17 protein-coding genes and 2 pseudogenes are annotated in these 15,588 nt (G+C 67.9%); 10 read left to right on the top strand and 9 right to left on the bottom strand.

The window, feature by feature from the left end; all coding sequences use genetic code 11:
- Positions 1 to 15: 15 nt before the first annotated feature.
- Positions 16 to 483: a MarR family winged helix-turn-helix transcriptional regulator gene (locus OH768_RS07065; protein ID WP_406451145.1), complete on the bottom strand. Its 468-nt coding sequence runs from the start codon at positions 481 to 483 to the stop codon at positions 16 to 18.
- A gap of 333 nt (positions 484 to 816) precedes the next feature.
- On the opposite strand from OH768_RS07065, the gene OH768_RS07060 reads away from it, so the two are divergent.
- The 3 genes from OH768_RS07060 to OH768_RS07050 all read left to right on the top strand — a co-directional run bounded on the left by OH768_RS07060 (position 817) and on the right by OH768_RS07050 (position 4,121).
- Positions 817 to 1,341 carry a YceI family protein gene (locus OH768_RS07060; protein WP_406451143.1) on the top strand — a complete coding sequence of 175 codons (525 nt, stop codon included), beginning with the start codon at positions 817 to 819 and terminating at the stop codon, positions 1,339 to 1,341.
- Between the two features lie 414 nt (positions 1,342 to 1,755).
- On the top strand, positions 1,756 to 3,102 hold the full coding sequence (locus OH768_RS07055) for a glycosyltransferase (protein WP_406451141.1): 1,347 nt from the start codon (positions 1,756 to 1,758) through the stop codon (positions 3,100 to 3,102).
- Positions 3,099 to 4,121, top strand: coding sequence for a methyltransferase (locus OH768_RS07050; protein WP_406451139.1), 1,023 nt, complete (start codon positions 3,099 to 3,101; stop codon positions 4,119 to 4,121). Before OH768_RS07055 ends, OH768_RS07050 begins: the two co-directional genes overlap by 4 nt.
- A gap of 306 nt (positions 4,122 to 4,427) precedes the next feature.
- Here OH768_RS07050 and OH768_RS07045 read toward each other — a convergent pair whose 3' ends face one another.
- From OH768_RS07045 to OH768_RS07035, 3 genes are all read right to left on the bottom strand, one after another.
- Positions 4,428 to 5,381 (bottom strand): Ppx/GppA phosphatase family protein, encoded by a 954-nt coding sequence (locus OH768_RS07045; protein WP_406451137.1) that lies wholly within the window; start codon positions 5,379 to 5,381, stop codon positions 4,428 to 4,430.
- Between the two features lie 348 nt (positions 5,382 to 5,729).
- Positions 5,730 to 6,104, bottom strand: a complete 375-nt coding sequence (locus OH768_RS07040) for a DUF427 domain-containing protein (protein ID WP_406451135.1) — start codon at positions 6,102 to 6,104, stop codon at positions 5,730 to 5,732.
- Positions 6,105 to 6,132: 28 nt separating this feature from the next.
- On the bottom strand, positions 6,133 to 6,486 hold the full coding sequence (locus OH768_RS07035; protein WP_406451133.1) for a VOC family protein: 354 nt from the start codon (positions 6,484 to 6,486) through the stop codon (positions 6,133 to 6,135).
- Positions 6,487 to 6,697: 211 nt separating this feature from the next.
- On the opposite strand from OH768_RS07035, the gene OH768_RS07030 reads away from it, so the two are divergent.
- The 4 genes from OH768_RS07030 to OH768_RS07015 all read left to right on the top strand — a co-directional run bounded on the left by OH768_RS07030 (position 6,698) and on the right by OH768_RS07015 (position 9,922).
- Positions 6,698 to 7,417 carry an SDR family NAD(P)-dependent oxidoreductase gene (locus OH768_RS07030; RefSeq protein WP_406451131.1) on the top strand — a complete coding sequence of 240 codons (720 nt, stop codon included), beginning with the start codon at positions 6,698 to 6,700 and terminating at the stop codon, positions 7,415 to 7,417.
- A 33-nt stretch (positions 7,418 to 7,450) separates the two neighbouring features.
- Positions 7,451 to 8,197 (top strand): SDR family NAD(P)-dependent oxidoreductase, encoded by a 747-nt coding sequence (locus OH768_RS07025; RefSeq protein WP_406451129.1) that lies wholly within the window; start codon positions 7,451 to 7,453, stop codon positions 8,195 to 8,197.
- Between the two features lie 82 nt (positions 8,198 to 8,279).
- The gene (locus OH768_RS07020; RefSeq protein WP_406451127.1) at positions 8,280 to 9,134 is read left to right on the top strand and encodes an alpha/beta fold hydrolase; all 855 of its coding nucleotides are present in this window, start codon (positions 8,280 to 8,282) and stop codon (positions 9,132 to 9,134) included.
- 182 nt (positions 9,135 to 9,316) lie between these two features.
- Positions 9,317 to 9,922 (top strand): TetR/AcrR family transcriptional regulator, encoded by a 606-nt coding sequence (locus tag OH768_RS07015; RefSeq protein WP_406451125.1) that lies wholly within the window; start codon positions 9,317 to 9,319, stop codon positions 9,920 to 9,922.
- Between the two features lie 109 nt (positions 9,923 to 10,031).
- Here OH768_RS07015 and OH768_RS07010 read toward each other — a convergent pair.
- The 3 genes and pseudogenes from OH768_RS07010 to OH768_RS07000 form a co-directional block, all read right to left on the bottom strand.
- A pseudogene (locus OH768_RS07010) lies at positions 10,032 to 10,288 on the bottom strand (transposase family protein); the annotation flags it as partial.
- Positions 10,289 to 10,437: 149 nt separating this feature from the next.
- Positions 10,438 to 11,061 (bottom strand): NADPH-dependent F420 reductase, encoded by a 624-nt coding sequence (locus tag OH768_RS07005; protein WP_406451123.1) that lies wholly within the window; start codon positions 11,059 to 11,061, stop codon positions 10,438 to 10,440.
- A gap of 29 nt (positions 11,062 to 11,090) precedes the next feature.
- Entirely contained in the window at positions 11,091 to 11,825 is a 735-nt protein-coding gene (locus OH768_RS07000) for an SDR family NAD(P)-dependent oxidoreductase (RefSeq protein WP_406451121.1), read from the bottom strand.
- Between the two features lie 145 nt (positions 11,826 to 11,970).
- On the opposite strand from OH768_RS07000, the gene OH768_RS06995 reads away from it, so the two are divergent.
- Together OH768_RS06995 and OH768_RS06990 are read left to right on the top strand one after the other, a co-directional pair.
- Positions 11,971 to 12,582: a TetR/AcrR family transcriptional regulator gene (locus tag OH768_RS06995; RefSeq protein WP_406451119.1), complete on the top strand. Its 612-nt coding sequence runs from the start codon at positions 11,971 to 11,973 to the stop codon at positions 12,580 to 12,582.
- Between the two features lie 291 nt (positions 12,583 to 12,873).
- Positions 12,874 to 12,973, top strand: a pseudogene (locus tag OH768_RS06990) (IS5/IS1182 family transposase); the annotation flags it as partial.
- Positions 12,974 to 13,042: 69 nt separating this feature from the next.
- Here OH768_RS06990 and OH768_RS06985 read toward each other — a convergent pair.
- Together OH768_RS06985 and OH768_RS06980 are read right to left on the bottom strand one after the other, a co-directional pair.
- Entirely contained in the window at positions 13,043 to 13,942 is a 900-nt protein-coding gene (locus OH768_RS06985) for a papain-like cysteine protease family protein (protein ID WP_406451117.1), read from the bottom strand.
- 180 nt (positions 13,943 to 14,122) lie between these two features.
- The gene (locus tag OH768_RS06980; RefSeq protein ID WP_406451115.1) at positions 14,123 to 14,557 is read right to left on the bottom strand and encodes a DUF6228 family protein; all 435 of its coding nucleotides are present in this window, start codon (positions 14,555 to 14,557) and stop codon (positions 14,123 to 14,125) included.
- 99 nt (positions 14,558 to 14,656) lie between these two features.
- On the opposite strand from OH768_RS06980, the gene OH768_RS06975 reads away from it, so the two are divergent.
- Positions 14,657 to 15,474, top strand: a protein-coding gene (locus OH768_RS06975) for an IS5 family transposase (RefSeq protein ID WP_406451113.1) whose coding sequence is annotated in 2 segments (ribosomal slippage) — positions 14,657 to 15,004 and positions 15,007 to 15,474 — 816 coding nt in all. Because the reading frame shifts where the segments join, the coding sequence is not laid out codon by codon here.
- Positions 15,475 to 15,588: the final 114 nt, after the last annotated feature.

Below are 15,588 nucleotides of genomic sequence, written 5' to 3'. Positions count from 1 at the left end.
TGCCCACTTCTGCAACTAGCCGAGCGTCTTGGCAATGGCGTGCATCGCTTCCGCGAGATCGGGCAGGGTGGAGCGCGGGACGTGATCGAGAACGCGCTCCCGCACGCTACGCAGGTGCACAGGGTAGGCCCGCTGCAGTCTCTCCAGCCCCTTCGCCGTGAGGATGACCTCGACACCCCGCGCGTCACCTGCGGAACGTCTCTTGATCACCAGGCCATCAGCAGCGAGGGCGTCGACCAGACGCGTCGTCCTGCTGCCCGACAGGTAAACACGGTTGGCGAGTTCAGTGACCCGCAGTACCTGATCGGGCGCTTCGGACAGGTGCGTCAGGGCACTGTACGTACTGAGTGAGATGTTCGCGCCGCGTTGCAAGTCGTCGTCGAGGTACCGCGGCGCCAGCACGAAGAAGCGGGCGAGATCTCGCCATGCCGGCTCCTCCACATCGTCCAAAGGCTGAATGTTCGTGGGTGGGCCATCCGTCATGCCTCCAGCATACTTGCAGTTGCAGGCAGCTATTTCATGCTGATACCTCCACCTGCCTGGGGTCGCCGTCTTCCCGCTCCGGGGCAGACCATTCGAGAGCGCCGCCAACTCGCAGGCGCCACCTGACCGCACTGTCCGGCCTGTTCGCGCGTACAGTGCCGGCCGGCCGGCACTCCTTCGCTCGCCGCCCATGTGGTAGCGGAGCCAACACATACCGTTACTTGCCTGCGCAGACATCGATTGCTAGGTTGGCTGTTGCCGCAGATGGAATTGGGAGCCGTCCCATGGCTCGCGGCACTTCTGGCACGCCACTCGACGAAGGGCACCTATGTCATGTCGACTTCCGCAACCGCTCTCCAGGCGCCGCCGACAGGGCGGTACATCATCGACGGCTCGGCATCGACCGTCACATTCACGACCAAGCACATGTTCGGCCTTGGCAAGGTTCGCGGCCGCTTCACTGTGACGCACGGCGTGATCGTCGTTCCCGACCAGGTCGACGACTCCACCGTGGACGCCGAGATCTCCGCTTCGAGCTTCTCGACCCGGAACTTCATCAGGGACCCCCAGGTGAGGTCGTCCCTGTTCCTCCATGCCCGCCGTCACCCCACCATCTTCTTCCGGACCAACGGCATCCAGCGCCGGACGGACAGCTGCACCGTCTCGGGAACCCTCACGGTGAGGGACAAGTCGGCGCTCGTCGATCTCACCGTGACGGACATCGACATCACGGGCGCGTCGGCGGTCTTCACCGCCCACGGGACGATCGACCGCTACGCGCTCGGAATCACCAAGATGCGCGGCATGGCGGCCCGCCACCTGTCCGTCGAAATCAGTGCCCGTGCCTACAGGGCCTGAACAGTCCGGGCCGAGCGGCACCGTTCCACGATCCCGGCTTTGAACTCAGGGGTGACCGGGCGGCGAGCTGGCGGCTTCCTCTGCCCCGGGTTCTCCAAGGTGGACGTCCTTCCGGGACTCGACCTCTGATCTCGCATGGCCGCCAAAGCGGATCAAGCCCAGTCCGCACCACGTCCTGGTGCGCCTGATCTCCGATCTCCGAAGGCGCGTCGGCCACGCGGGCATCGCGCGAGAACAGATCTCGTTCCGCCGCGCCCGCAGTCCGTCTTTGGCACCAACGGACAACCGCCACCTGGGCGCTCCCGAAGTCCTGTCAGGTGCCGCGAACCGTTCGACGCCCTGAAAGCCTCTGCATCGCCCATATACCCATCGGTTTTCCCCAGACCACTTTTCTGCCCATCCGGAAGAGAGACCATGGCAAAGATCATTGTCACGGCGGGCCCTGTACCGGGCCATGTCGTACCCCTCGCGGCGATTGCGGCCGACCTGACGAAGCGCGGACACGAGGTTCTCTTCTACACAGGGGCCCAGTTCGAAGAGCGGATCAGCGCGACCGGGGCGCGGTTCGTCCCGCACCCGGCGGAGGTCGACGTTACGATCGGCGCCCTGGACGCCGAGCTCAAGGAGCGCGAGAAGCTCGCCCCGCTCGACCGTATCGTTTTCGACATCAAGCACCTCGCGGCCGACCAGGCGCCGATCCACGACAGGCGCCTCCAGGAACTGCTCGCCGAGTTCCCCGCGACCGTGGTGATCAGCGAGCCGATGTCCTTCTGGACGCTGCCGACGGCCCTGCGCGCTTCCCGTGGCCGACGCCCTCTCCTGGTGAACATAGGCATCGCGCCGCCCGCCTTCGGCAGCGTGGACACCGCGCCCTTCGGGCCGGGACTGCTCCCGCCCACCACAGACGAAGAACGTGCCCGTTACGACGACATGCGCGTCCAGATGGGGGCGTTCTTCGCCGATCCGCAGCAGTACGTGGAAGGCGTCTTCTCCGCGATGGGCGTCGCATTGCCCGCTCCGCTCTTCGATGCCATGGCCACGGTCCCCGACCACCTGCTTCAGCTGACTGTTCCCGCCTTCGAGTACCCGCGCAGTGACGCCCCGGAGGGCTTCCGCTTCATCGGACCTCTCCCGGCTGCCACCGACAGCGAGTTCGAACTCCCCCGTTGGTGGGCGGAGTTGTCCACCGGCAGGCCGGTCGTCGTCGTCACGCAGGGCACCGTGGAGAACGGTGACCTGTCCCAGCTCCTCGTGCCCACGCTCGGTGCGCTGGCGGACGCGGACGTGACCGTCGTGGCCGCGACGGCACGCCCCGACGGCCCTGACATGGTACGGGCGGCGCTGGACGGTCAGGTTCCCGCCAACGTCCGCCTCGCCGGGTTCGTGCCCTTCGAGCAGTTGCTGCCGCTCGCCGACGTCCTGGTCACCAACGCCGGTTACGGGGGCGTCCAGACCGCGCTGCGGCACGGGGTCCCGCTCGTCGTCGGTGGTGAGACCGAGGACAAGCCCGAGGTCGCCGCCCGGGTCGAGTGGTCCGGCGTCGGGGTCAACCTGCATACCGCCCGCCCCGAGTCGGCCGCCGTCCGTGCCGCCGTGGACGACGTACTGAACGACCCGCGCTACCGCAAGCGCGCGAGTGAGATCCGGAGTGAGTGCGCCGAGTACCGGCCCTTCGACGCCATCGCCGAGATCGTCGAGCAGTCCACGGCCACGGTCGGGCAACCACGACTCGGCCCGCAGCGGGAAGGGGACGGGCTGTGACGGTCGCACCCTTCGCTCTGATGCAGCTCAGTTCGGGGCTGTTCGCGAGCAAGACACTCGCCGTCGCCGTTCAGCTGGACGTGTTCAGCATGGCGGCGGGCGACGGGATCACCGTCGAAGAGTTCGCCGCCGCACGGGAGTTGCGGACACGTCCGGCGGGGATGCTGCTCACCGGATGCGCAGGTCTGGGGCTGCTGGAGAAGGACGGGGACCGGTTCCTGGCGTCGCCACTGGCGCGCGAGTACCTGGTCCCCGGAACCCGCTACTACTTCGGCGATTTCGTCACCATGCTGGACGAACGGGTCTACGCGGGCTGGATGCGTCTCGCCGAGGCGGTGCACACCGACGCACCGACCGTATGGGACTCGACGCGGCGGGATTCGCTGTTCGACGACGCCGATCCCGTGACGGTGCGGACGTTCTGGCGGGGCATGCACTCGTTGTCGACGTACACGGCGCGGGCCGTCGCCGAGGCGTACGACTTCGGGTCGGTGCGGCGGTTGCTGGATGTCGGTGGTGGCGGTGCCGCGTTCACGATCGAGCTGTGCCGGGCCTACCCGTCTCTCGAAGCGACGGTCTATGACCTGGCGTTCGTGTGCGAGCAGACGGCGGAGCGGGTCGCCGAGGCGGGCCTCAGCGACCGGATCACCTGCGTGGCCGGAGACTTCTTCGCCGAAGAGAAGCTGCCCGGCGGACACGACGCAGCCCTCCTGTCGTCGGTGCTGCACGACTGGAGCGCCGCAGAGAACCAGGTCATCCTGGACAAGGTCGCGGCGGCGCTCCCGGACGGGGGCCGGATTCTGGTCGCCGAACTGCTGATGGACGACGACGAGTCGGGACCCGCGCCTGCCGCGCTGTTCAACCTGCTGATGCTCGTGGAGACGCGACGTGGCAGGAACTACGCGGGCGCCGAGTACGAGCGGTGGCTGCGGGCGGCCGGATGCGCTGCGGTGGAACGTGTTCCGGTCGCGGGGGTGAGTGCCAACGCCCTCGTCGTGGGGACGGTTTCCCTGCCGTGACCGCCCTGCAAGGGCCCGCCTGCAGGGGTGGGGCCCATGCCCACAGGTGGTTGGTCGGCAACGGACTCGTCGTCGTATCCCAGGGCCGTGATCAGGCTCGCGCACTCTTGTCGAGGTCGATGGAGTGCGGCAGGGTGCAACCGCGATGACGTAGACGTCGCGGGCGTCGGTCTTGCCGGTGCCGGGATGCAGGTCGGCCGGCCGGTGCATGGAGGGCCGGAACACATCGATCGATGTGAAGTCGTCGCTGGTCACCGGGCTTGAAGGAAGGCAGGGGGCGGCGCTCGCCGGGCGGAGTGTTGGGGTTCAGCCGGCGAGGCGGGAGGGGTCTGTTGTGGTGTGGGGCACGCCGAGACGTTCCAACAGGAGTCCTTCCCGGGTGGACCAGGGGCAGATTTCGACGCGCTTGGCGCCGCAGGCTTCCATGAGGGTTTGGGCGATCAGGGCTCCGGCCAGGGACTGTTCAGCTCGGTGCCGGGAGATGCCCGGCAGCTTGCCGCGGCGGGACGGCGTCGCCCCGGCCAACAGGGTGGCCGAAGCGCGCAGTTGGGGCAGGGCCAACTGTCGTCCGGCTCGCGGCGTCCTGCCCCGGGCTGCGGCGAGCCGGGCGAGCTGTTCGAAGGTTTTGGAGCAGGCCAGCACCCGCACGCCGGGGTCGGCTCGCGGCAGGTCGGGAACGGCTTCGAGGGATCGCTGCAGGTACTTGCGGATCTCGGCCAGGCGGCGTGGGGACGGTGTGGTGTTGCCGGGCAGCCAGTCCCGGGTGATTCTGCGCGCGCCCAGCGGCAGCGAGTACACCGCGTCGGGCTGGTCTCCGGTGCCGGAGGCTATCTCCAGCGTGCCGCCGCCGATGTCCAGGACAAGGAGGGGGGCGGCCGTCGGGGCCGCCCACTGGCGGGCGGCCACGTAGGCCAGCCGTGCCTCCTCCTCGCCGGTCAGCACGCGCAGGCGGGTGCCGGTGGTGAGTGCCACGCGCGCGATGATCGCGTCACGGTTGGGGGCGTCCCTGATGACGGAGGTGGCGAAGGCGAACACTTCCGGTCCGCGCTGACGTGGATTGGCGGCGACGGCCTCGGCCACTGCCCGCTCGACGCTGTGCACGCCGGCCTGGTCCAGCCGTCCCTTGTGGTCGAGGGTCTCGTGCAGTCTCAGCCGCACCTTGCGGGAGAACACCGGCTCCAGCACCGCACCCGGGCGCCGTCGCACGACCGTCAGCAGAGCACTGTGGCATCCGACATCGAGCACACCTGCCTGCCGCACCCCATCGCCTCCTCTGACCCCGCGCTCGGCAGGACCGGCTTCATCTCCCGTCCTCCGACAGTCCAGACGACGGCATGACGGGGATTCCGGCCCATCGCATGAGCATATCGTCACCAGCCGTACACCCTCCGACCGGTTCCCAGAGCAGGAGCCCCGATCGCGGGCGCGGGCGTCCGGCATGGCGGGCTGTTTCGGCGTCGGGCCGGCTGCGACATGGCTGAGCGGACCGACAGGCAGGAACTCGTTGGTGACGCGGGTGAACTGCCCACTGCCCACGGACAGGACCGCCGCCCGGGTCCTCCGGGCGGCTCCTGTGGCAGGCGGCGTGGACTCCTCGCCCCTTGGTTGTCAGGCGCCGGCCTGGACGTCCACGTGGTCGGTGTAGAAGGCGACGTGACCGGCGATGTCCGCGACGGCGTCGTACGGCTCGGGGTAGAACCACACGGAGTCGGCTCGCACGCCGTCGGCGAGGGCGAGGCTGTAGTACGAGGCGTCGCCCTTGTAGGGGCAGTACGTCTGGGTGGAGCTGTCCGTGAGCAGCGTCCGGTCGACGTCGTCGAGCGGGATGTAGTGCACCGGCGGGTAGTTGGCCTCGCGCAGTGTCAGGGCCCGCGTGGTGTCGGCGACGACGTGTGTGCCGACGCGGGCGACCACGCGTATGTCGGTGGCCTCGATGGTGATGGGGTGGTCGGGTCCGGGGATCTTGGGTTCCCGTGTCGTCATGGTCATCTTCCCTTTCGTCGTGGGCGGTTCAGCCGGCGATGAGGTCGAACTCGTTGCCCTCGACATCGGCGAACGTGGTCCACCGGGCGCCGCCGCGCACGACTTCGTGGAGCTCGGTCGCCCCGAGGGCGAGCAGTCGCTCGGTCTCTGCCTCGTAGTCGCCGGTGATCAGATCCGGGTGGAACCGGTTCTTGACGCTCTTGGCCTCGGGCACCTGGTGGAAGGCCAGTCGCGGTCCGCTGGCGGGGTCGCCGGCCTCCACGACGGCATCGTGCTCGTCGGCCCCGTCGGTGACCTTTCGGTCCAGGACGGCAGCCCAGAACCGCGCGGCGCGTGCGGCGTCGATGGCGTCGAAGGACACGCCGAAGAAGGTCGTACTCATGCTCCACTCCTCGATCTACTCGACTGATTAGACCAGTCTGTCTCTGTGGCGTGGCAACCGTAGGCGCCACCTTTGCTACACGTCAAACACTATTGATGGACGGGCGTGGCTTTGGATCTTCCGTGGTGGAGTTGACGAGACTAGACAGGTCTGTTTAGCTGAATGCAGAAAGCAGACAGACCGGTCTACTCAATTAGCGGGAAGGGCGACCATGACCGACACACGCACAGCCCTGGTCACAGGCGCGACGTCCGGGATCGGCCGGGCCGCTGCGGAGAAGCTCGCCCGGAACGGATTCAGGGTCCTGGTCCACGGCCGCGACGCGGACCGCGGGGCCGCGGTGGTCAAGGGGATCGAGGGCCTCGGCGGCAGTGCCGAGTTCCTCGCCGCCGACCTCACCGACGTCCGGGCCGTCATGCAGCTGGCGGCCGCGGCCAAGGGCGTCGACGTCCTCGTCAACAACGCCGGGTTCTCCTGGTTCGGACCCACGGCAGACCTGGAGCCCGACACGTTCGACGCGCTGTTCGACGCCAACGTGCGCAGCGCCTACTACCTCACGTCCGTCATCGCGCCGGCGATGGCCGAGCGCGGCGAGGGCGTCGTGATCAACCTGGGCAGCATGGCCGGGCAGATCGGCCTGGCAGGTGGCGCCGCCTACAGCGCCACCAAGGCCGCACTCACCTCGCTGACCCGTTCCTGGGCCGCCGAATACAGCCCGCGGGGTGTGCGGATCAACACCATCGCCCCCGGACCCGTCTACACCGGCGGCTCCGACAGGGAGAACATCACGGCCCTCGGCACGACCACGCTCCTGGCCCGCGCCGCGGAAGGCGAGGAGATCGCCGACGTCATCGCGTTCCTGGCCTCGCGTGCCGCCCGGTACATCACCGGCGCCGTCATCCCCGCCGACGGCGGACGCACCGCCGTCTGACCCCCACCACACCTACAGAAACCGAGCACAGCAATGGACAACCCCGTCGTACTGATCACCGGCGCGCTGACCGGCATCGGTCGCGCAGCCGCCGTCGCCTTCGCCAAGCAGGGCGCGAACGTGGTCGTCACCGGCCGCCGTGACGAGGCAGGAAAGGCCCTGGTCGAGGAACTGCGTGGGCTCGGCTCGTGGGCCGAGTTCGTCAACGCCGACGTCCGCAACGAGGACGAGGTGCGTGCCATGGTCGACGAGACCGTCGCACGGTTCGGCCGTCTCGATGTCGCGGTGAACAACGCCGGCACGGAAGGCCGGCCCAGCCCGATCACCGACCAGACTGCCGAGACGTACAACGCGACGTTCGACACGAACGTCCTCGGCGTGCTCCTGAGCATGAAGCACCAGGTCCGCGTCATGCAGGAACAGGGCAGCGGCAGCATCGTCAACATCTCCTCGACCTACGGCCATGAGGGCGCCGCCGGAGCCTCCGTCTACGTCGGCAGCAAGCACGCCGTCGAAGGCATCACCAAGTCGGTGGCCCTGGAGGTCGCCGCGTCGGGAATCCGGGTCAACGGTGTGGCCCCGGGGCCGACGGACACCGGCATGCTGACCCGTTTCACCGGCACGTCGCAGAACAAGGCGGCCCTGGTGAGTGAGGTTCCGCTGGCCCGCCTCGGCCTGTCGGAGGAGGTCGCCGCCGCGATCGTGTTCATCGCGTCCGACGAGGCGTCGTTCATCACCGGCCACATCCTCAACGCCGACGGCGGCCACACCGCCAACTGAGCCGCTCCCGACGCAGAACCCCTGCGTGCCCGGACGGCCCACCGCCCCGCCTCCACACGCTGATCCGAGGAGAAGCGCCACCATGACCGACCACACCCACGACACCGCCCCGACCCGGTTCGTCGAGGCCGGCGGCATCCGTTTCGCCTACCGCCGCTTCGGCAACGCGGCCGTCGGCCGAACCCCCGTCGTGTTCTTCCAGCACTTCATCGGCAACCTCGACGACCACGACCCGGCGATCAGCGACGGATTCGCCGCCGACCGCGAGGTCATCCTGTTCAACAACACCGGAGTCGCCTCCACCAGCGGCCTCGTCCCGGACACCATCGAGCAGATGGCCACCGACGCGGGCATCTTCATCGACGCCCTCGGGCTGACGAGAGTGGACCTCGTCGGCCACTCCATGGGCGGCCTGGTCGCCCAGCAGGTCGCCATCCAGCGCCCCGACCTGGCTCGCAAGCTGGTCCTGGTCGGCACCGGCCCGCGCGGCGGGGTGGGCATCGGCGAGACGCCGGCGGAGACCGCCGCCCTGTTCACCGTCAGGCTGCCCCGGCAGGAAGACATGTGGCTGCCTGTCCTCTTCGCCCCGACCCAGACCAGTCAGAAGCTCGGCCGCGCCTACGTCGAGCGGATCGTGGCCCGCAAGGACCGCGACGACTCCCCGTTCGGCGAGCAGGTCTACGCAGGCCAGGGCACCGCGATCCACACCTACGGCGCCGTGAAGGACCCCGCGTACGCGGTCCTGAAGAACATCGCGATCCCGGTCCTGGTGGTCAACGGCACCGACGACATCATCATCCCCACGATCAACTCGTACATCCTCCAGCAGTTCCTCCCGGACGCCGAGCTGATCCTGTACCCGGACGCCAACCACGGAGCCCACTTCCAGTACCCCGAGCGGTTCGTCACCCACACGAAGCTCTTCCTCGACCGATAGGACCACAGTGGCCAGGTAGAAGGCCCCGTAGCGCAGAGGCGGTCACCGCAGCACGGTGACCGCCTCTGCTCGTCAGTGCGGGAAGACAGGTCTGTCTGGCTTTGTTGGACGGGGTGGGAGGCGAACGAGCCCTCCACGGGGAGCCGTAGACTGGACCGTCAGTCTGAAAGAAGGAAGTGACCATGTCCACCAAGGCCACCGCCTCGAAGCCGTCCGTGCGTGAACGTCTGCTGGCCGCCGCCGACGAGCTGTTCTACAGCGAGGGCGTGCAGACCGTGGGCATCGACCGCATCGTGCAGAAGGCCGGCGTGGCCAAGGCGTCGCTCTACAACCTGTTCGGCAGCAAGGAAGAACTGGTGCAGGCGTACCTCGACGCCCGCCACGATCGCACCCGTGAGCAGATCGAGCGCGTCCTGACCCGGTTCCGGACGCCGCGCGAGCGGCTGCTCGGCGTCTTCGACGGGCAGGGCCAGCTGTTCACCGAGCCCGGCTTCAACGGCTGCGCGCACATGACGGCCAGCGCGGAGGTACGGCCCGGCAGCCCGGTGGAGGGCGCCGCCGACCGATACCGGCTCTGGGTGCGGACGCTTTTCACGGATCTGGCGCGCGAGGCCGGCGTCGCCGATCCCGACGACCTGGCACGGCAGCTCCACCTGCTGTACGACGGCGCCGGGATCTCGGCACGGATGGACCGGGACCCGTCCGCGGCAACGACGGCCCGTGCGGCAGCCGCGGCACTGTTCGACGCCGCGGTCAAGGACAAGGAACCGGTCGACGCCGGGCAGTGACCGGGTGAAACGCCGAAGGCCCGGCCGATGACCAGTGGGGCGGCGAACGCCGACGCCCGTGCTGCGCAAGGAGCCTTGGAGGCCGTCGTCTCTCCTGGCAGGAGCGGATGATGCGGGATCTGCGGAAGATCTGCCAGGACTTCCGTCGCGCTATGCCGCGTTCGACGGGAACTCGGGCCTGGGCGAGGACACGGTTCGCGGTTCACGGTGCGCTGGGTGGGGGTGAGTTCCCCGCCGGGCGGACGCCTCGGGCCAGTGGGTGACGCGCAGGCCGGCACCGGTCTAGGCGTGGTCGGCGAGGACGGGCACGCCCTTGCGTTCGCAGATCCGGATGAGCATCCTGCGCACTCGACCAGGGTGTGCGGGAGGTCGAGTGCGGCAGGACAGGGAACCAACAGGGCTTCTGTGCCGGTGGGTTGAGACTTCGAACACTTCCCTCAATAGCGGGCCCGACTAAGGGAAGTGTGAACCGAGCTTCATCGGCGAGTCTTTTCGTCGGTCCGTCAACCGTTTGCTCAGACGGGAAGTTCGGTGATGCCGGGGGCGAAGTCAAAGTTCCCCACCCCGTGGTTGGCGAGGCCCACCGTGACCAAGCCCGCTCCCTCCAGCCAGTGCGCCATTTTCAGGCCGCCGACGTCCAGCGGGCGCAGCCCGAGGCTCTTGACGAACGCCTCCACACCTGCCTTGGCCTGCGCGTCATCGCCGGCGATGAAGACGTCGGGCTGCCCCTTCTCCAGGACATGTCGGAAGATGGTGTTGAACGCCTTCACCACGCTGGCGCTTGCCGGGGCGGCCTTGGCGGCTTCCTGCGCGATCGAGGTCTCCTCGCGGTGGGCCAGCCCGTCGAACGTGGAATTGAAGGGGTTGCTGATGTCGACGATGACCTTGCCCGCGAGAGCGTCTCCGTACTGGGTGACGACCGGCACGACACCGTCGTACAGCAGGGCCACGATGACGATGTCCCCGGCCGGGGCGGTGCCCCATTCTCCCGTCGTGGCGCCGCCGCCGAGAGCCTTGGCCAGGTCAGCGGCCTTGGACTGATCGCGGCCCATGACCTCGACGGTGTTGCCGCCCGCTATCGCCCGCGCGCCGATGGTGCGGGCCATGTTCCCGGTGCCGATGATGCTGATGTTGCTCATGAGGTGTCCTTGGTTGTGGGTCGTCCGGTTCAGATGGCGGTGGTGCCGCCGTCGGCGACGAGTTCCATGCCGTTGACGTAGCTGGAGTCGTCGGAGGCGAGGAAGAGGGCGGCGGCGGCGATTTCGTCGGGGCGGCCCATCTGGCCGCGGGGGATGAGGGACTCGAACTGGCGCCTGGTGGCCTCGTCGAAGAGTTCTTCCTGCATAGCGGTGGCGACCTGGCCGGGGGTCAGGACGTTGACGCGGATGCGGCGGTCCTTGAGCTCGTTGAGCCAGACGCGGGCCCATGCCTGCTGGACGGCCTTGCTGCCGGCGTAGACGCTCCAGCCGGGGAAGGCGCCGAGGGAGGCGTTGGAGCCGGTCATGAGGATGGAGCCGCCGTCGTTGAAGAGCGGCAGGGCCTTCTGGACGGTGAACAGGGTGCCGCGGGCGTTGAGGTGGAACGCGGCGTCGAAGTGGGCCTCGGTGATCTCGCCGAGCGGGGCGGGCTCGCCCCCGCCTGCGCTGGCCCACAGCACGTCGAGGCTTCCCTTCTCCCGCTTGACGGTGTCGTACAGGCGGTCCAGATCGTCCAGGTCGGCTGCGTCGCCCTGGACGCCGGTGACGTTGCGGCCGATCTGCTTCACGGCCTCGTCCAGGGCGTCCTGGCGGCGGCCTGTGATGAAGACGTGCGCTCCCTCGTCGGCGAACAGCTTCGCGCCGGCCTGCGCCATGCCGGTAGTGCCGCCGGTGATGACCGCGACCTTGCCGTCGAGCTTTCCCATAGTCGTTCCCTCGAGTCGGTAATGCCGTACGTACCTGGGGGCGACGGTGTTATGTACACCGTCCTGTGTGCTTACGGTACGGGGCGGGCGGCCGGGACGCAAACTATGTACACCGGTCGTTACCCGGCTGCGTTACCATGGGCCCATGACGGAGTTGGAGAAGGGCCCCACGGGCCGCCGCCGCGGTCGGGGCGCCCGCGAGCGCATCATCAGCGCGTCCCAGCAGCTGTTCCGCGAGCAGGGCATCAACCGCACCGGCATGGACCAGCTCTGCGCGGCGGCCCAGGTGTCCAAGCGCACGGCCTACCAGCACTTCACCGGCAAGGACGAACTCGTCGCCGAGTACCTGCGCCGGTTCGACCCCTCCGTCCTGTCCGGCGTGTTCGACCGCACCGACCTCACGCCCCGCGAACGGCTCCTCGCCGCCTTCGACATCCCCCCCACCACCCCCCTGTGCCCCTACATCGCCGCCGCCGTCGAACTCCACGACCCCCAGCACCCCGCATCCCAATACGCGCGCGACTACAAAAGGGCCGTCGCCGCGCGGCTCGCGGACACCGCTCGCGAAGCCGGCGCCGCCGACCCTGAACAGCTCGGCGAGCAGCTCGCGCTGCTCATCGACGGCGCCGCGGCCCGCACCCGGGTCCTCAACGCCGACGCCTTCCCCACCGCCGCCGCCATCGCCGCCGTCCTCATCGACAGCGCCATCCCCGCCGCAGCCGGCGATGACCGGCAACGGGAGGAAGTGTCAAGCTGACTTGGCGCTCGACGGCCGTGCTGGACGCGCTGCCGGTCGCGCGGCTGCACCCGCCGGTACGCGACACCAACTGCACGGCACCTGGCCCGGACCTGCCGGCTTTACGGAACTGGCCGCCCGCCTGCTGAAGGCCGCAGCAGAAGCCGCCGAGGAGACCGGCGACCCGCGAAGACCAGCGGCTTGAGAAAGGCGGGGCGGTGTAGAGGGGCAGCGGTATATCCGGCAGAGCCGGTCGGATGAGCTGCGGGAACGCCTGGAGCTGCGCTGTGGACCTTCGCCCGGCTGTAAGACTTCCGCCGCCTACGCATCCGGGGAAAGCAGATCCGATACCCACGAAGCGTTCCGCAAACTCGCCTGCTGCCTCATCACCCACCGACAAATCGGCTCATAGTGCTAGGCGTTGTAAGTAGGTGCGCAGGTCTAGGTGGCGGGGGAAGATATTGGCGAGCAGGGCCACGCACTACCTTTTGGTGAATGCGTAGCCGTCCAGGACCGCGCCGCCGAAATAGGTCAGCGGGAAGGCCCCGAACTCGACGAGGGATTGGCCGTTGACGGGGTCGAGGATCAACAATCCTTCGCCCTGCACCCCGGCGATGACGAGAGAGTGCGAGCCTCCGGAGTTCCAGGTGATATCGGCGACGACTGGGCGGCCGGCATTGATCTCGCCGACGATCTGCGAGAGGGTCAGGCTGGCGGGCTGGTAACTGGCGTAGTTGCCGACTGTCTTGAGAGCGTCTGTCATGCCGCCGGACTTGAGATAGCACCGATCGACCCCGAGGCGGGAATCGTCGAGGACGTAGAGGGCGTCGCCGCTGTAAGGGTCCGCGTAGCGGTTGGCGAGCACCGGGTTGTCGTTGAGGGCTGTCTGGGTCGGGCAGGCCCCGGTGTCCGCCGGAAACCCATTGATCTTATGCCCGATCTCCGTCATGACTTGGCACTGGGTCCAGGTGCTCGCCGGGTTGTAGAAATGGTTGACGCTGGTGTCTGCAGCGATCCAGCACCATTCGTTGCTCTCCTGGTACTGCATCCGCATACCGAGGTTGTGGCTGACATCGGGCACATAGGTCTGGGTCTCAAGAGGCTTGGCATCCAGGACCGTGATGTCGGTGACAATGGTCAGCGGCGCACCCCAGTCGACGTTCACGACGAAGGTGACACCGTGGTTGGGGTCGTAGGGCGGCCCGTGCGGAGCGATGTTCTCGACGGTGATGGACGCCGCCCCGATGAAGCGGACCTTCTCCGGCGTGTACTCCGACACGGTGACGATCACAACCGAGTCGTGATCGATGGCGCCCCAGTTGTAGTTCAGGGTGACCCGGCCTTGGAACGGCCCCCAGTACTTCCGAATGGTCTGCGGCATCGTCCGGTGTACCCATTCCGAAGTCCGCGAGCAGTGATGCCCGCCACGCATATGGTGAGATACACGTGCCCTCCTGCCCACGAACTGGCACGAGTTGCCAACGATTACGCAATCCGTCATCACCGTACGTGTGAATCCATTAACAACACTTAGAGGTTGTCTCACGTGGTGTTGCCCCAGCTACTCGATCGTGCTCGTGAGAAATGTGTGGAGCTTGGCGGCGAGGTTTCGCATTTCCTCGCCGGCGGCGTGCACGGTGGTGGTCTCGAAGTGCCACTCCTCGGACGGAGGCCGATCGTGGATGCCCCACGTCAGGTGTACGTAGCCGCCCGAATGGTGTTCCGCCGAGATCGTCAGGTCGCGTTCCAGAGAGCGCCAGGCGCGCGCACCTTCCCAGCCGCGGAAATCCTCGGCCAGTGAGGAGAGGAAGGTGTCGAGGCCGTCGCCGTCCCACGTCCGAACCAGGGTCTCGATACTGACCCATTGCCCGCGAGCTTTCACGACGAAGTCGAGTGTGGGGTCGTCCTCGAACGGTCTCGCCAGCTCGGAGAAGAGCAGGTGGACCGGTCGCGGTCCGGTGTCTCCCACGCGTACCGCAGGGCCGTCTTCGGTCATTTGTGCAGGTTAGAAGTCGTGGGGCTCGATCGCCAACTGCTATTCCCGCACTGCCCCGAGGACGGGCCCCAGGTCCCATGTGGGGCATGATCGTCCGCTATGGCTGTGGATCTTGCGCGGGACCTGGTCCCCGATGGGCTGTGGAAGATTGCCGCGCCACTGATACCACCGTTCCGGCCCAGACAGCAGGGTGGCGGGACGGTGCCGGTGGCGGATCGGAAAGTGTTCACGGCGGTGGTGTACGTGCTGACCAGCGGTTGCGCCTGGCGGTATCTGCCGCCGACGTTCGGCACCTCGCCTGCCACCGCGCATCGCCGGTTCTCGGCGTGGACCAGGGCCGGTCTGTGGCGCCGGCTGCACCGGGCGGTCCTGGACGAACTCGGTGCCAGAGGTGCGCTGGACTGGACCTCGGCGATCATCGACGCCGCGTCCGTCCGTGCGAAAAGGGGGGCTCGCTGACCGGGCCGAACCCGGTCGATCGCGGCAAGAAGGGCAGCAAGCTGCATGTGCTGTCCGAAGCGCAGGGCATCCCGCTGGCCGTCGCAGTGTCCGGTGCGAACGTGCATGACAGCCAGGCGTTCAAGCCGCTGCTCCTGGGCGTCCCCGCCATACGCTCCCGGCGCGGGCCACGACGACGGCGACCGGTCAAGGTCCGCGCCGACAAGGCGTACTACTCCGCCGAACATCTTGCCTGGCTCCGCTCCCGAGGATTCATCCCACGCATTGCGCGCCCGGGCATCGAGTCCGGCGAGCGGCTCGGCCGACACCGCTGGAAGATCGAGAGGTCGATCGCCTGGTTGTTCGGTTACCGCCGTCTCACCGTTCGCTATGAACGCAAGGGCAGCCACTTCCTCGCCTTCCTGGGCCTCGCCGCAGCTCTCACCTGCTACAAGAAACTCGCGAAACTCACCACGTGAGACAACCTCTTAATGTTATAAGCCGAGTTGTCGGTGGGTAGTGAGGCGGCTGGCGAGTTTGAGCAACGCTTCGTGCGCGTCGTCGGATCTACGTCCCCGGCGGAAGCCTTGTGG

The sequence above is a fragment of the Streptomyces sp. NBC_01622 genome (assembly GCF_045209635.1).
In the GTDB taxonomy this organism is placed as follows: domain Bacteria; phylum Actinomycetota; class Actinomycetes; order Streptomycetales; family Streptomycetaceae; genus Streptomyces.
This window is presented reverse-complemented; position numbering and strand designations above follow the sequence as displayed.

Bases quoted from the DNA above. Each gene is read 5' to 3' on its own strand.
- OH768_RS07065 (WP_406451145.1), bottom strand. From the start codon at position 483: ATGACGGATGGCCCACCCACGAACATTCAGCCTTTGGACGATGTGGAG.
- OH768_RS07060 (WP_406451143.1), top strand. From the start codon at position 817: ATGTCGACTTCCGCAACCGCTCTCCAGGCGCCGCCGACAGGGCGGTAC.
- OH768_RS07055 (WP_406451141.1), top strand. From the start codon at position 1,756: ATGGCAAAGATCATTGTCACGGCGGGCCCTGTACCGGGCCATGTCGTA.
- OH768_RS07040 (WP_406451135.1), bottom strand. From the start codon at position 6,104: ATGACGACACGGGAACCCAAGATCCCCGGACCCGACCACCCCATCACC.
- OH768_RS07035 (WP_406451133.1), bottom strand. From the start codon at position 6,486: ATGAGTACGACCTTCTTCGGCGTGTCCTTCGACGCCATCGACGCCGCA.
- OH768_RS07030 (WP_406451131.1), top strand. From the start codon at position 6,698: ATGACCGACACACGCACAGCCCTGGTCACAGGCGCGACGTCCGGGATC.
- OH768_RS07025 (WP_406451129.1), top strand. From the start codon at position 7,451: ATGGACAACCCCGTCGTACTGATCACCGGCGCGCTGACCGGCATCGGT.
- OH768_RS07020 (WP_406451127.1), top strand. From the start codon at position 8,280: ATGACCGACCACACCCACGACACCGCCCCGACCCGGTTCGTCGAGGCC.
- OH768_RS07015 (WP_406451125.1), top strand. From the start codon at position 9,317: ATGTCCACCAAGGCCACCGCCTCGAAGCCGTCCGTGCGTGAACGTCTG.
- OH768_RS07005 (WP_406451123.1), bottom strand. From the start codon at position 11,061: ATGAGCAACATCAGCATCATCGGCACCGGGAACATGGCCCGCACCATC.
- OH768_RS07000 (WP_406451121.1), bottom strand. From the start codon at position 11,825: ATGGGAAAGCTCGACGGCAAGGTCGCGGTCATCACCGGCGGCACTACC.
- OH768_RS06995 (WP_406451119.1), top strand. From the start codon at position 11,971: ATGACGGAGTTGGAGAAGGGCCCCACGGGCCGCCGCCGCGGTCGGGGC.
- OH768_RS06985 (WP_406451117.1), bottom strand. From the start codon at position 13,942: ATGCCGCAGACCATTCGGAAGTACTGGGGGCCGTTCCAAGGCCGGGTC.
- OH768_RS06980 (WP_406451115.1), bottom strand. From the start codon at position 14,557: ATGACCGAAGACGGCCCTGCGGTACGCGTGGGAGACACCGGACCGCGA.